The following is a 14,163-nucleotide window of genomic DNA, read 5'->3' as shown; positions in this document are numbered from 1 at the left end:
GGATTTATTCTCGTCGTTAGCAATCAGATAGTTAAGATCGGTAAAAATTGAATGTCCTCAACTACTATTTTCAAATATATTAATAATTGTATTGATACCCGACAATATAAGCTCGCAATATTCATTACTGGCGTTACCTTGGATTCAGTAGTGGCGGGCGATACCGGGGATGAGCCGGCGGAAGATTCGGCGGAGAGTCTACCGGCTGACGATCTATTCGAGCTACTGTCGCATCATCGTCGTCGATACGTAATAGAGTGTCTCGATCGCTATGGATCGCCGATGTCATTACCCGACTTAGCAGACGAGTGTGTCGTGATGGAACATCAGACCGCTCTTGATGACATTCCCGCTGAGACGGTAAAGAGAATGTACATGTCACTCTATCACTGTCACATCCCGAAGCTGGTCACGGCAGACGCTATCGACTACGATCAGGAGAGCGATTCGGTAGCTATCGGTCCGACAGCTTCACAGCTCAGATCACATCTCACACTCGCCCGTTCGAGTCTCCCCTTACCAACCGAGAGCGCACTCGAAGAACTTCGTAATACGACTACAAACGAGAACGAGAGTTTAACAATAGAACAAGCGAGTCAGGTGCTGCAGCGTGCGGGGTACGACGAAGAGAACACGATACAGATACTGGATCGTCTCGAAAACACCGGATACGTTCATTTCGTCAACGGATACGTACGGTTGATTGGCTGACGCGGTTGACTCTTACTTAGTCAGTCGTATTTAATTGTGCTCGTAAGACGCATCATCGATCGTGCTAGCAGCAACGCCAAAATCAGGAACGGATCACTTGTTATCGGATATCCATCTGCCTGAAGCGCAGTCGGCCCACACTCACGAGCACGACAGTTGTCATAAAGAGGATCAGTGCGCCAGTCAGATCGTACGTGTTGTGAACCAGAATCGCCGTTGGATCGTAGTAGTACGTAGGGCTAATAGCAGCGAGCCACTCGTGCTCGGTGCCACCGAAAAGTGATTCAAGCACGAACAGGCCGAACAGACAGGCCGTGCTCGCCCACTTGGAAGTACTCTGTTTACTCGAGTGGACCGAAAACAGTAGACCAATCGCCGCACAGACGAGCAAGTATGGGATCGAGAGTGCGTGCACTGCGCTGATATCGATGAGCGAGAGAGATTCACCGATCAGTATAGTCCCAATATAGACAATGAGCCCAACAACGACGTTAATTACGAGCATCGTGATGCACAGCGAGAGAAACCGTTCGCGGACGATTTTCGAGCGCGAGACGGGTGCCGACAACAGCATTTCCATGCGATCGCTTTCGACGTCACCGGCAATCATCGAGCCACCGTTGTGAGCGAAGTACAGACCAAGCAAGAACACCCAACCGAACTGATACAACTCTACTGCGAGGAGTCCTTCGATTGTCCCGAGTGCTGCAATCCCGAACGCGGTCTGCACTGATCTCGGATACGTCTCGGCAATGGCCGAAAGTTCACCTCGGCTGATTGTTTCCGGAGCGATTGCGAAAAACAACAGTGCAAGCCCTGCGAGAACGATCGTAATCGCACCCGTCCCGAGCATTCGTCGCTTCGTTTCGTACCTCGTGATCTCAAACATCGCTACCACCGTCCTCGACCGCCCCGAGTCGTTTGCCATAACAACGGGTGAAGATCTCTTCCAGTGGTTCCTCTACGATGTTCAGATCGGTGACCGTATAGTCACGGAACTGTTCGAAAAGCGCGTCATACTCCCCGGTGTACGTGAACTGCACAGTCGTTCGAGGCCGTATTATCTGACCGACAGCAGATCCATCCACGTTTTCACTCTCCTGAGACACGAACTGTCGATCCTCATGTCCGTCACTCCTAGCTTTATCCGCCGGGAACTGGTCTTCATCGTCGTTCATCGAATACACAGCCTCTGTTTCTTGAGCGATTTCGATAGCATGGACACCGTCAAATTCGAAGTCATCCACATCGACCGGATTGGAGAGTTCCACCCGAACTGACTTTCCACCGCGATCGAGCAATGTTTCAGTGTCTTCGAGTCCGACGAGATGGCCATTTCGTATGATAGCGACTCGGTCACATATTTTGCAGACATTGTTGAGAATATTTGAGGCTAAGAAAATAGTTGTCCCTCGTTCTCGCTCTGTATGGAGGAACCCGTAGAATCGCTCTCGCAGCAGGTGATCCATCCCCGTCGTTGGTTCGTCCATGATAACAAGGTCAGGATCGTGCATGAATGCAAGAACGATCGCTAACGCCTGTACATCCTCACGAGAGTACTTCCCGATCACCTGATCGAGGGGGAGAGCGAACAGTTCGAGGAGTTCGTCCATTCGTTCCTCGCTCTTGAGCGATGCGTGATGCGTGAGTAGCTGCCGACCAGTGACCTTCTCATCGAACGACGGATCGCTCGGAAGATATCCGACATCCCGTTTCATCGCTCTACGGTCTCGGCGGTCCAAGGTGTTGTAATCGAGAACAGTCGCTCTCCCGCGTGTCGGTACTTGAAGGCCCATTAACGTTCGAACCGTTGTCGTTTTCCCGGCTCCGTCCGGACCCAAAAGACCGAACACTTCTCCCTCCTGAACAGAGAACCTGAGCTTCTCGACACCCCGCGTCTCACCGTAGTACTTCGTCAGTCCGTCCGCTTCGATGATCGCCATGCTCAGTTGCTATTCAAGGTACAATTTATGCCCATTTGAATGTAGTGTTCTTCTGTTTTTGCTATCAGCTGAGAAGTGTCGCCCATCACGACTCCGAATACCCCACAGTATCCGAGTATCCGACGAGCAATCGACAACGAGGATCGCTTCAAGACCAGAAATAGTTCGATCAGTAAACGGATCTCCCGGATAATTCGAAACCACTCACCTTCAACGAATTTGCAATATTCCTACAAAATAGAACTCCGAATGCTGCGTAGTTCGAGTATCGTGAAAAGCAGGTGGCGTCAATCGAGATGGTAGTTAAACCAACGGTCGATTAATCCAGTGAGCATCGTTGCAAAGCCAGTTCCGGCGCTCCAGATGGCTGCTTCTCGGTCAGGATCGGGGAGTTCTTCGCTGCCGAGAACGCTGAGCAATACGGTCTCAGCATCGACGGTGAGGACACGTCCACCATGTCCTTCGATCATCGGATCTTCATGGATCACCTGTGTTCTGATGCCATCGGCATCAGCAAATCGTTCACAGACCGCCGGATTCTCGCTAACGACGGTCACCTCAACGCCAGAAGCAGCGGCTGTAGTGAGCGTATCCATGATCGCATCACTCAGCATCGTTTCCTCGGCCGCTCCAAACAGAATCCGATCGTCAGCCATTTCAACAAGTTCAACGATGCGGTTACTGACCGTCGCTTCACCGAGACTCGTCCAGACATCCACTTGTGACTCACTGTCTTCTGCGTGTTCACCGCGGACCGATTCGAGGTATTCGAACGCGTTCTGTTCCTCGTTGTCAAGACGTGCGCGGAGTCGCGCTCGCGCTTCATCGAGGTCGACTGATCGGTACTGAATCGGATTCGACTGTTGCACTTCGATGAGCCCCAGTGCTTCGAGATGCTCTGCAGCGCCGTACACCTGCGAACGTGGAACGTCCGTGATTCGGTCTACTTCACTTGCGGTACCGTTTTCGAGCTTTTGTAGCGCGACAAACACCGATGCTTCGTATTTCGAGAGCCCCAGACGCTGCAGCGCGCTGATAGCGTCGTCCTCGGTTGGTGACATTGGTTCAGTCATCGTCTGTTGATGGTGTTTCATCGCCAAATTTGAACGAAGATGGTCTCGATCGGATGGAACCGCGCGGTCCGAACCAGCGCGTCCAGACGACCAACAGGCTCGGCAGGACGAACACGCTCGCAAAGAACGCGTAAATAATGGTCAAACCAGTGATGATACCGAACTGCCTGAGTGGTGGCAAAATCGCAAACGCGAGCACACCAAATCCACCGACAGTCGTTGCGGCGCTTCCGAGTAGTGCCCCACCAGTTCCGGTAACAGCCGTCTGCAGCGCTTGCCAGGCTGATGCTCCCTCCTGAAGTTCGAGACTGTACCGTTCCGAGAGATGGATACTGTAGGCGATACCCAACCCGACAGTGAGACTCGTGATAAGTCCCGTGATCATGTTAAACGGAATGGAAAGCACGTACATGGTGCCGAGAATCCACGCAACGCTGAATCCGACGGGCAACAGCGTCACGAACCCGAGCAGCGCACTCCCGTGAAGGAACCGGTAGACGAACATCAAGAAGACGAACGTCACAACGAGCGTGATGAGCAGACTTTTGACCACAGTCTCAAGAAGCTGGTCTTGCACCTGTTTGAACACGATCGGCTGCCCGGTTGCGATAGCTCGCAAATTATTCGATCCTTCGAACGTCCCGGCAACAGTGCGCATCTGTTCGGTCACTTCATTGCCGCTTGCACCACCCTTGGTCGAAACGGACACACGTAGCGCTTCGTACTCACCGTCGTTGCGGTAGACGACCGACGATGCCGCTTGCGGATTCGTCTCGTACAGCGCATCGTATACTTGCTCGAGGTTCGTATCCGGAACACCATCGCCGTTCGTATCTGATTCCACAAACGTTTCGTTGAACGATTCGTTGTCCGCTGCGACTGTCTCCATCACAGACAGCGGACTTTCGATATCGCTTTGGCCACTGGAGAGGACGACCGTCGCATCCTGATCACTCGCGTTCTGTTCGGCGCGTTCGACGGTTGTCAACGCGTTCGGGTTAGTGACGTCCCCCCTGATGAGGATGACGGCGTTCGAATCCTCTCGTAAGAAATGGTCGTTGACGTACTCAAGCGACGATTTCGCAGTGTATTCGCTCGGAGCGAGTGGTTCGGGGAGTGAATCCATCCACGCTGGTGGATCGTCCGCGAGGAAATCTTCTTGTGAGAAGCTGGTATCGACCTGCGATGCGCCGATACCGCCTGCAACCGTCAGCAAGAGCGCGACGACGAGAACAACCTGTGGTGCCCGCCGTGCGGCTGTTGCACCGCCAGAGAGGAGTGATCCGAGCGCGCCACCGCCGGTTCCAAACGCGCGCTTTGTTCGATCCCAGCCGCGTGCTTCCAGCGCACTGTCGAGTTCGACCTTCAATGCCGGAATGAGTACACCGAAGATGACCAACGCGGCACAGATGCCAACCGAACTCACGATACCGAACTCGCGGATCGGCGGAACTGAGCTAGTGAGGTTCGAAAGGAAGCCAATGACTGCGGTGAGAGTCACTAGAACGAGTGCACTCGCAATTCCTCCAAGCGCAGTGTTCATCGAGTTTCTGACGCCCTTGATCTGCTCGCGCGACTCGCGGTGACGCATGAAGACGTGGATCGCGTAATCGATCGACAGACCGATCAACAACACCGGAACCGCGATAAAGATCTGGCTGAAGGAGATACCAGTCCAGCCCATGAATCCGAACGTCCAAATGAGAACCAGTGTGATGCCGAACACACCAAGAAGAATATCGAGCAGATCGCGGTAGGCGATGACGAGAACGATGAGAACGAACAACAGCGCCAGTGGGCCAACGATGACGAGGCTGTCGGTCATTGAACGTTCGATCTCATCGCTGATGATCCCAGCTCCGAAGACGTACGCGTTGTCAGCGTACTGTCCGCGAGTAACGTCACGAACCGCGAGTTGTGATTCGATGAGCCGATCACTCGCTGTCCCTTGTGCCGAGGTCTCGCTCTCTGCCGTCTGCGTGAGGAGGACCATCGTCGCGTTGGCCGTCGTCGTTCCGGGCTCGTAATTGGTGGGCATGAACGCGAACACACCAGACTGGTCGCTCCCATTGTCACGACCACTCTTGCCAAGAACAGCCTCTACAACCGTCTCGATTTCCGATTGGTTCCGCGATTCGAGAACGTCGATGCGCTCTGATACTGAGAGATTCAGGCTGCCGTTCCTGAGCTCATCTCTGTCGGCTTCGAGCGCATCCGTTCGCTGTTCAAGCTTGTTTGCGTCTGATTTGAGTGCATCAGAGTCGTTCTGTAGCGCCTGCCCTCGTTTCTTCAGTTCAGCAGAATCGTTTTCGAGCGCAGATTGCTTCGCTTCCAGTTGCTGGGCGTCCTGTTCTAACGCGTTCTGGTCTGCCTTCAGCTGCTCGCCTTTCGCTTCCAGCTGTTGGGCGTCCTGTTCTAACGCGTTCTTATCTGCCTTCAGCTGCTCGCCTTTCGCTTCCAGCTGTTGGGCGTCCTGCTCTAACGCGTTCTGGTCTGCCTCCAGCTGCTCGCCTTCTTGTTCGAGTTGTCGTTTCCGTTGTTCGAGCGATTCACTTTCTGCCTCCAGCTCCTTGCCTTCTTGTTCGAGTTGTCGTTTCCGTTGTTCGAGTTCAGCGCGGCTCTCATTGAGCGACTGTGCGCGTTCTCGAAGTGCAGCACCGTCGCGTTCCAATTCGTTTCGATCCGCCTGGAGTCTATCGGCTCGCTCTTTGAGTGCGGCCGTATCGTTCGCTAGATCGAGCGATTTCTGTTTGAGTTTCTGAGCTCGCCGTTCGAGTTCATCTGGCGGAACGGTTCCGGATTTACGGTCAGCAGCGAGTTCCTTCCATTGTTGTTCGAGTTCCGCGCGGCGCTCTGTGAGCGAGGCTCGGGTTTCGTTGACCGACTGAGCACGCTGTTCGAGTTCTTGTTGCCGTTGTTCGAGTCCAGCGCGACTCTCATTCAGTTCGTCCGCGCGCTGTTTGAGAGCAGCTCCATCCCGTTCGAGCTGTCGTTGACTCTGATTCAGTGCTCTGGCGCGCTGTTCGAGTTCCTGACCATCCTTCTGAAGCTCTCGACTGCTCTCATTCAGTTTGTCCGCACGCTCTTTCAGCGCTGCTCCGCGCTGTTCCAACTCCCGCTGACTCTGATTAAGCTCCTTCGCGCGCTGTTCGAGTTCTTCACCGCGCTGCTGTAATTTCTTCTGGCTCTGGTTGAGCTCCTCACCGCGCTGTTTCAGCTGTTCACCGCGCTGTTCGAGTTTCTTACCGCGCTGTTTCAGCTGTTCACCGCGCTGTTCGAGTTCTGATTTGGACTCGTTGAGCGCGTCTGATCGCTGTTTCAGCTGCTCAGATCGGTTTTGTATCGCATTCCCCTGCTGCTTGAGCTTGTCTGCGCGTGCTTTCAGCTGCTCTGCGCGATCCATTTGAACAGCAGCCGTCGAGATGACGTTGGCAACACCGACCGTCTGAGAATCGTTCGCCAAGGTCTTGTTGATGGTTTCGTTCTCGCGGAGGGCTTGTTGCAGCTCCAACTGCTCGATAAGCGATGCTTTCGAGATGACATTATCGTCACGGACAATGACCTGAACCGTTGTGGTGTTAGATGATCCCTCTGTGAAATTTTCCGTAGTATACTCTTGTGCGTGAGCCGCCTGACTCGTACCGCTCTGAAACTCTTCGAGCGATGATGTCTGTTCAACCATCGGCGCTCCCGATCCGATGACTACCGTCGCCAGCAAAAGCACGACAATGACGAGACGGCTATACCTCGTTACTCCATTCAATACTCGATCTAAGACGTCCATTAGTCACTCGTTGTGGTATAGTTGGCACACAATCACAGCCGCTTCGTTGTTAGTATGATCCTACTAACAGCGCCATCTGTTAAGAGTATCGATAGGTCTTCGAACATTCTAACAAGTATCGGAAAATTCGTGACGTTCGATAAATTAGTCCGCGTTCGGCTCGCTGTGGTCAGAGCAATTCGAGTGCTCCAATGGTGATCAAGGCGAGCATTGACTGAAAGAGGAGTGTTCCGACTGCAGAACCCACGACGAAGTGTCGGAGATCCATGCGTGCGAATCCGGCGGGAACGGTAATCATTCCTCGTGTGAATGGAAGCGAATTGCTTGCGACTACTGATATCGGCCCCCAACGCTTGAACCAGCGGTCAAAGCGATCAAGACGCTTATCAGAGACACGAAACCACCGACTTTTGGAGAGATACTCACGACCACCGCGTTTTGCCAGCATAAAAAGCAATGTCTGACCAATCGTCGCGCCGATGGCGGCGATGATGATTACTACCGCAATTTCGACGCTCGATTGATTCGTGAGCAAGTAGATGGCACCCGGTACAAGTGATTCGCTCGGTGCAAAATACAGCAACATCGCACCTTCGAGAATGAAGATGCTAAACAGAGCGACGTAGCCATACTGTGTGAGTATACGTCCTGCAGGAGCTGAGAGATCAGGGAGCATTGGTGTTCTCGAATGTCAGCCTCTACTCTGATCTATAGACATAGACATGCTTAACGTTTAATATATTCAACCATTGATGAAATAATAGGAATTTAAAAGGGTCTACTGTTAGTATTTCCACCATAGTTTATCCATTTACTGACCGAGAGAAAAGATTAGATTACCGGTAGACTACGATATCTGCCGACATTCAGACCTCGGCTATTTCGCTCCATCCATACAGTCAGACATCCATGTTTTTACCCATATTTTACTTCACCAAAGTTAGGATTCGAGATGTCGCTCGTGAATATAGCGTTGTTATACGAACAGAAAAACGCAGTCGACCAACATTGCTGTGAACGCGGCCATTAAGTTCACCTCACGAATAGTCCGTCTATGGCACTCGAAACGATGGCTCCAAACCCAGTTTGGGATGCAGATGCCTACGACGAGACGGTAGCGACCTTGCAGGCGAACGAGGACGCAACGTATACGATCTGGGGTGCGGACTGGTGTAAGGACTGTCGATCACAGCTTCCTAATTTCGGTGCGGCGCTCGATGCGGCTGACATTGCCGACGAACAGATTGAACACATCGCAGTCGATCGGGACAAGCAGGGTCCCGGTGTCGAAGAGTACGGCATCGAGTACATCCCAACCATTGTTGTCGAGCGCGACGGTGAAGAGATAGCTCGATTCGTCGAGAGTGAAGACATACCGATAGCGGTGTATCTCGCTGAGCAGCTTTCAGAGTGAGCGTTATGCGTTCTGTTCGCGCCACGCAAACGCGTCGTCGATATCTCTCTTCGGCGGTGAGCAAGTGAACCCTTCACAGAGATAAACTGTCGGATCGTCGTCGATAGCTTCTCGACCGGCCCAGATCGGCGGCGCTTCGTCCAGATCGAGCGCATCGAGCCACGCGTTCAAGCCATCCTCAGAGGGAGGACGCACTGTGAGGAGTCGGCGGGGGAGATAGGTTGATGCGACTCGCTCACGGTACTGGGTTGGTATCTCGTTGGCCGCGATGGTGAGTTCGAGAAATCCCGAAGCGTATTCGTCCGCAGCAAGCACAAGAGAGACACACCGGAGTGGATCCGATTCGATAGTCGAGGCGTGCGTCGAAAGGACGCTGTCAGCGATCGTTCTAAACCGATCGTGAGGAACAAACTGATCGAGTGCAAGAAACAGCGAAACAGCAACCCCCGTACTGGATGGCGTCGATTGATCAGATAATTCTTGCGGTCGAGTGATTGTCGTTTCGCCGCTCGCGGGCGTGAAGTAGAGCGTGCGTTCTTCTGCGTCCCAAAATTCACGCTCGATGCTCGTTGCGAGATCGAGCGCGAAATTAAGGTGCTCGACTTCACCAGTCGCTTCGTACAGATTCAGCGCGCCCCTCCCGAGGAATGCATAATCCGAGAGGAATCCATCACCTGTCACGTCACCGTCTTTGTATCGATGCCAAAGGCGGCCACCATCACCATCACCATCACTATCACTATCGCTATCGCTGGTGCTGTCGGTCCAGAGATGTTCTCGAACGAACGAAAGGGCCGCACGCGCTGTTTCGGCGAAATCTGTAGTGGAATCAGAATGTGGGGCTGAATCAGATTCGAAACTGGATTCGTCGAGCGCCAGCGCTCCCTCAGCGAACGCGGAGATCATGAGTCCGTTCCATCCCGTCAGCACTTTCTCATCCCGTCCGGGACGGACACGCTTCTCGCGGGCCTCGAACACTTGTTTGCGGGCGTGTTCCAGTTTCGTTTCGATCGTCTCCGCAGGGAGGTCGTACTCTGTGCTCAGTTGTTCGATGCTGGTACTCACGGTGAGGACGGTACGGTTGTTCTCGAAATTACCCGTTGGTGTAATGCCGTACCGGTCACAGAAGAGATCGGCCGCCGTCTGGTCCTCAATCGCCTCGCTGATCTGCTCGGGCGTCCAGACGTAGAACGTTCCCTCTTCACCCTCGCTTTGTGCATCGAGCGTTGCGTAGAAGCCACCCTCGTCGTGAGTGAGTTCGCGTTTGACGAACTCGAGTGTCTCGCTGGCGGCCGCTGCGTAGGGTGTGCGGCCAGTGAGTTGATATCCTTCGAGGAGCATCCGTGTGATTTCAGCGTTATCGTAGAGCATCTTCTCGAAGTGCGGGACGACCCATTTGCGGTCAGTCGTATAACGGTGAAAGCCACCACCAACGTGGTCGAACAGCCCACCGTTCACCATTGCATCGAGTGTTTCTTCAATAATTTCACGATACACTGATCGTCCGGTTTGTTCGTACGCGCGTCCGAGCGCCCGCAAGCGACCCATTTGAGGGAACTTCTGTCCGGATCCGAATCCCCCGTACTCGCGGTCTGCACTCCGGACAGCCGCCTGCACACCGGTGTCAAGTACGCTATCAGAGACCGATCCAGGTTGGTCCGGCACGGATTCGAGTTCGTCCTCAATAGCAGTGGTCCACTGCTCGGCGCGCTTTTCGATTTCCTGTCGATCTTCCGTTGAAGACCACGAATCAGCAATATTCTCAAGGAGCGAATCGAATCCGGGGACGCGGCCGCGCGGAGAGGGTGGGAAGTACGTCCCGACGTAGAAGGGCTTTTCATCGGGCGTGAGCCACACCGAAAGCGGCCACCCACCGCCACCAGTAACGAGTTGACAGATGGTCATGTAGATGGAGTCAAGATCCGGGCGCTCCTCGCGGTCGATTTTGATGGGAACGAACTGCTCGTTCAACATTGATGCGATCGATTCGTCCTGAAAGCTCTCCTCTTCCATGACGTGACACCAGTGACACGCCGAATAGCCGATCGAAAGAAAGATCGGTACATCGCGTTCTTTGGCGCTGTCGAGCGCTTGTTGATCCCACGGCTGCCAATTGACCGGATTGTCGGCGTGCTGTCGGAGATACGGACTCTGCTCCTCATCAAGACGGTTGCGACGAGTCGGGTCGGTCATAGGTAGCCTACAACCGCAGTGGACGTAAATAGCAGGACAGCCGGAAGCACGAACACCATTCTGTGACTGACGAAGAATCGGGCTCAATCGTGGACGGATTGACGCTCGATAGCGGTTGTACGCTTTGGCCCGTGCAGTCTGCTCTCACGACAGTCCGATGGGAGATGAGAGATGGGAGATGGGATATACACCGGAAAGACAACGCTTACATCTTCGTGTGCACCCCTCTCGCTCATGGGAGAGACCGTTTTACTCGTTGGTGGTGGTGGGCGGGAACACGCAATTGCCCGCGCGCTGGCTGATTCCGAAGCATCGCTGTATGCCTGCGCGTCGAATCGCAATCCCGGTATTGCCCAGCTCGCGGAGGGATTCGAAACGCTCGATGAAACACATCCGACCGCGGTCGTCACATACGCGACAGAGATTGAGGCGACCCTCGCCGTCATCGGACCAGAGGCACCACTCGCCGCCGGTGTGGCGGATGCGCTCGATGAGGTTGGTGTGTACGCGTTCGGTCCACAAGAGAGCGAGGCGCGCATCGAGACGGACAAGGCGTTTCAGCGCCGGTTCATGGCCCAGCACGACATCCCCGGCTGTCCCGACTTTGCGACGTTCGATCAAATGGAGGCCGCCTGTGAGTATATCGATGCATCTGATTCACATCTCGCAGTCAAGCCCGCGGGGCTCACCGGTGGAAAAGGTGTCCGAGTGACTGGCGATCAGATCACGAAAGACGAAGCGAAAACATACCTCCGCGAGTCCGAGTACGATCGCGTGGTGCTTGAGGAGCGACTCGTTGGTGAGGAGTTCACTGTGCAAGCGTTCGTTGCGAACGGTGAGTACCGAGTCTCACCCGCCGTTCAAGACCACAAGCGCGCCTACGAAGGAGACGAGGGACCGAACACCGGTGGGATGGGAAGCTATTCTGCAGCAGGGGACAACCTCCCGTTTATGACCGAAGCGGATTATGAAGACGCCGTTTCGGTCATCGATGCGGTCGTCGAGACACTCGATGGCTACAAAGGTGCGCTCTACGGGCAGTTCATGCTCACCGCTGACGGTGTTTCAGTCGTCGAGTTCAACGCTCGCTTTGGCGACCCTGAAGCAATGAACATCCTACCAATCCTCGAAACACCTCTCCTCGATATGCTGTGTGCCGCCCGCGACGACGAGCCACTTCCGGAGCTCGAATTCACACAGCAGGCAACCGTCTGTAAGTACGCTGTTCCGGCAGGCTACCCGACAGACCCGAAAGCAGGGACGATCGTCGAAATCGACGAGGAAAGCGCGGGCGATGCCCTGCTCTTCTATGCCAGCGTCGACGAACGCGAAGACGGAATTTACACCACCACATCGCGCTCATTCGCCGTCGTCGGACTCGCCGACACCATCGAAACCGCAGAGCAGATCGCAGAAGACGCGCTCGCTGCCGACGAGAGTGGACTTCACATCCGACACGACATCGGAACCCCCGAACTCGTCCAACAGCGGATCGACCACATGAACGAACTACGCGGATAGCATCTATCATCCATCGAAGCGAAGAGCGCAGTTTAAGAACTGTCACAGCGATTCGGAGAGCCAGCCACCAAGTGTTTCAGAAGTAGCGTATCATGCCAGACGATTCCAGCACCACCCGACACGATCGACTCGCCCGACACGTGACATCCGGAGCTTTCAACTCGCTCCGACACTGGACGAGCGCAAAAAATCCCCTACGCGTCGTGCTCAACTACGTCGTCATCCTCCTCGTACGCCACTCACCGAGCTTACGACTGAAGAATTATCTTCTCCGGGCAATCGGTGTGACCGTCGGGCGCGGCGTTTCGTGGGGACTCGAATCGACGCCGGACGTGTTCTGGCCCGAACTAGTCACAGTCGAAGATGATGCGATTATCGGATACGACGCTACCCTCCTTTGTCACGAATTCTTACAGGACGAGTACCGAACTGGCGAGGTTGTCGTTGGTGAGCGGGCGATGATTGGTGCCGGAGCTATTGTTCTCCCCGGCGTGCGGATCGGAGCTGGCGCGAAAGTGGCCGCCAATTCGCTCGTAGCGAAAGACGTGCCACCGGGAGCGACGGTCGCAGGCGTGCCCGCAGAAGAACACACACAACTCGGGTAACATCTCGATCGGTCTCCGAATCTCAGGGCGTGATAGCTGTCTCGGTGATTGTGAGGTCTCCGTCGATCTCGACAGTGAGTGTCTCATCACCAAGTTCGATCTGAACCGAGAATCGCCACGGGTCAGTGTCGAGGACGGTCGTCATCGTATCAGTGACAGCCCACGAGAGAGTCCATTCCGGGATTGCTGTAAGGTCTTCTCCGTGGCTATAATAAAAGGAGATAGTGATCGGATGATAGAGCAGAATCTGAGAGATCGGCATGTACTGAAACCCAGTACAATCGGTACAGTGATAGACAGCGTAGGCAGTGAGATCTCGAGTATCGTGAAGAGAGGGAAGTGAGTCATCACCAGCGTGTACTTCAGCAGTCACCTCACTGGCACACCATGGACACTGACCGGAGGCCATAGAATCCCGAATCATCCTGCTGCGTCGATGTACTGCCTGTAGCAGTTCTTCCTCGTTCCGGTCGTTCAGCCCGTGGGATGGGAAGTAGATATCTGTATAATTTGAATCACAGGAGTCACAGCGAACCCGAAAGAGCGTCTCGTAAAGATGCGCTTCGATGGGATCGCCACATCGGTGACAATCTGTTCCGACGGAAAATCGATCGATTGCTGGGTCGGTATGGTCGGTGAGCAGTCCCGCAACGAGCGTCCGATAGAGAACCATCCCCGGCCATCGAAGCCGATACCCATCAGATCCCTTGGCAACGTAGTTCCCCACCAATTTCTTCAGGTGGTAGTTGAAGCGGCCAGAATCTCGGATGTCGACACGGGATTTGAGATCAGCGTAGGCGAGTTCCGGAATCCCCGTTTCGGGCGAAGCAGTTGCACGCCCCAGTTCCTGAATAATCCGGACACGGGTGTCATCAGCGAGTAACGAAAAGGCAGCGTCTTGATCGAGTGATTCAGACAT

General features: G+C 54.3%; 11 protein-coding genes. 4 read left to right on the top strand and 7 right to left on the bottom strand.

The genetic code is table 11. The features are described from left to right. Positions 1 to 150: 150 nt before the first annotated feature. Entirely contained in the window at positions 151 to 711 is a 561-nt protein-coding gene (locus MW898_RS01095) for a DUF7344 domain-containing protein (RefSeq protein ID WP_248903790.1), read from the top strand. Positions 712 to 811: 100 nt separating this feature from the next. Here MW898_RS01095 and MW898_RS01090 read toward each other — a convergent pair whose 3' ends face one another. The 5 genes from MW898_RS01090 to MW898_RS01070 all read right to left on the bottom strand — a co-directional run bounded on the left by MW898_RS01090 (position 812) and on the right by MW898_RS01070 (position 8,187). After that, the gene (locus tag MW898_RS01090) at positions 812 to 1,600 is read right to left on the bottom strand and encodes an ABC transporter permease (RefSeq protein WP_248903787.1); all 789 of its coding nucleotides are present in this window, start codon (positions 1,598 to 1,600) and stop codon (positions 812 to 814) included. Continuing rightward, positions 1,593 to 2,654 (bottom strand): ABC transporter ATP-binding protein, encoded by a 1,062-nt coding sequence (locus MW898_RS01085; protein ID WP_248903785.1) that lies wholly within the window; start codon positions 2,652 to 2,654, stop codon positions 1,593 to 1,595. Before MW898_RS01085 ends, MW898_RS01090 begins: the two co-directional genes overlap by 8 nt. A 287-nt stretch (positions 2,655 to 2,941) precedes the next feature. Further along, complete coding sequence (locus MW898_RS01080) at positions 2,942 to 3,727, bottom strand: TrmB family transcriptional regulator (protein ID WP_248903784.1); 786 nt, start codon at positions 3,725 to 3,727, stop codon at positions 2,942 to 2,944. After that, the gene (locus MW898_RS01075) at positions 3,720 to 7,511 is read right to left on the bottom strand and encodes an MMPL family transporter (RefSeq protein WP_248903782.1); all 3,792 of its coding nucleotides are present in this window, start codon (positions 7,509 to 7,511) and stop codon (positions 3,720 to 3,722) included. The genes MW898_RS01080 and MW898_RS01075 overlap by 8 nt, the downstream gene beginning before the upstream one ends. 169 nt (positions 7,512 to 7,680) lie before the next feature. Continuing rightward, positions 7,681 to 8,187: a DedA family protein gene (locus tag MW898_RS01070; protein WP_248903781.1), complete on the bottom strand. Its 507-nt coding sequence runs from the start codon at positions 8,185 to 8,187 to the stop codon at positions 7,681 to 7,683. 378 nt (positions 8,188 to 8,565) lie between these two features. On the opposite strand from MW898_RS01070, the gene MW898_RS01065 reads away from it, so the two are divergent. Then, positions 8,566 to 8,925, top strand: coding sequence for a thioredoxin family protein (locus MW898_RS01065; protein WP_248903779.1), 360 nt, complete (start codon positions 8,566 to 8,568; stop codon positions 8,923 to 8,925). A 3-nt stretch (positions 8,926 to 8,928) separates the two neighbouring features. Here the strand turns inward: MW898_RS01065 and MW898_RS01060 are convergent, their stop codons facing one another. After that, a complete protein-coding gene (locus tag MW898_RS01060; RefSeq protein WP_248903777.1) occupies positions 8,929 to 11,118 on the bottom strand; it encodes a thioredoxin domain-containing protein in 2,190 nt (729 codons plus the stop codon). Positions 11,119 to 11,352: 234 nt separating this feature from the next. On the opposite strand from MW898_RS01060, the gene purD reads away from it, so the two are divergent. Both purD and MW898_RS01050 read left to right on the top strand, forming a co-directional pair. Then, positions 11,353 to 12,639 (top strand): phosphoribosylamine--glycine ligase, encoded by a 1,287-nt coding sequence (gene purD / locus MW898_RS01055; RefSeq protein WP_248909681.1) that lies wholly within the window; start codon positions 11,353 to 11,355, stop codon positions 12,637 to 12,639. Positions 12,640 to 12,731: 92 nt separating this feature from the next. Further along, a complete protein-coding gene (locus MW898_RS01050) occupies positions 12,732 to 13,244 on the top strand; it encodes an acyltransferase (RefSeq protein ID WP_248903775.1) in 513 nt (170 codons plus the stop codon). A gap of 22 nt (positions 13,245 to 13,266) precedes the next feature. On the opposite strand, the gene MW898_RS01045 is transcribed toward MW898_RS01050, so the two are convergent. Then, positions 13,267 to 14,163 (bottom strand): DUF7351 domain-containing protein, encoded by an 897-nt coding sequence (locus MW898_RS01045; RefSeq protein ID WP_248903773.1) that lies wholly within the window; start codon positions 14,161 to 14,163, stop codon positions 13,267 to 13,269.

The sequence above is a fragment of the Halocatena marina genome (assembly GCF_023276375.1).
GTDB classification, from domain to species: domain Archaea; phylum Halobacteriota; class Halobacteria; order Halobacteriales; family Haloarculaceae; genus Halocatena; species Halocatena marina.
The sequence above is the reverse complement of the archived record's forward strand: the minus strand, read 5'-3'. Positions and strand labels throughout refer to the sequence as shown.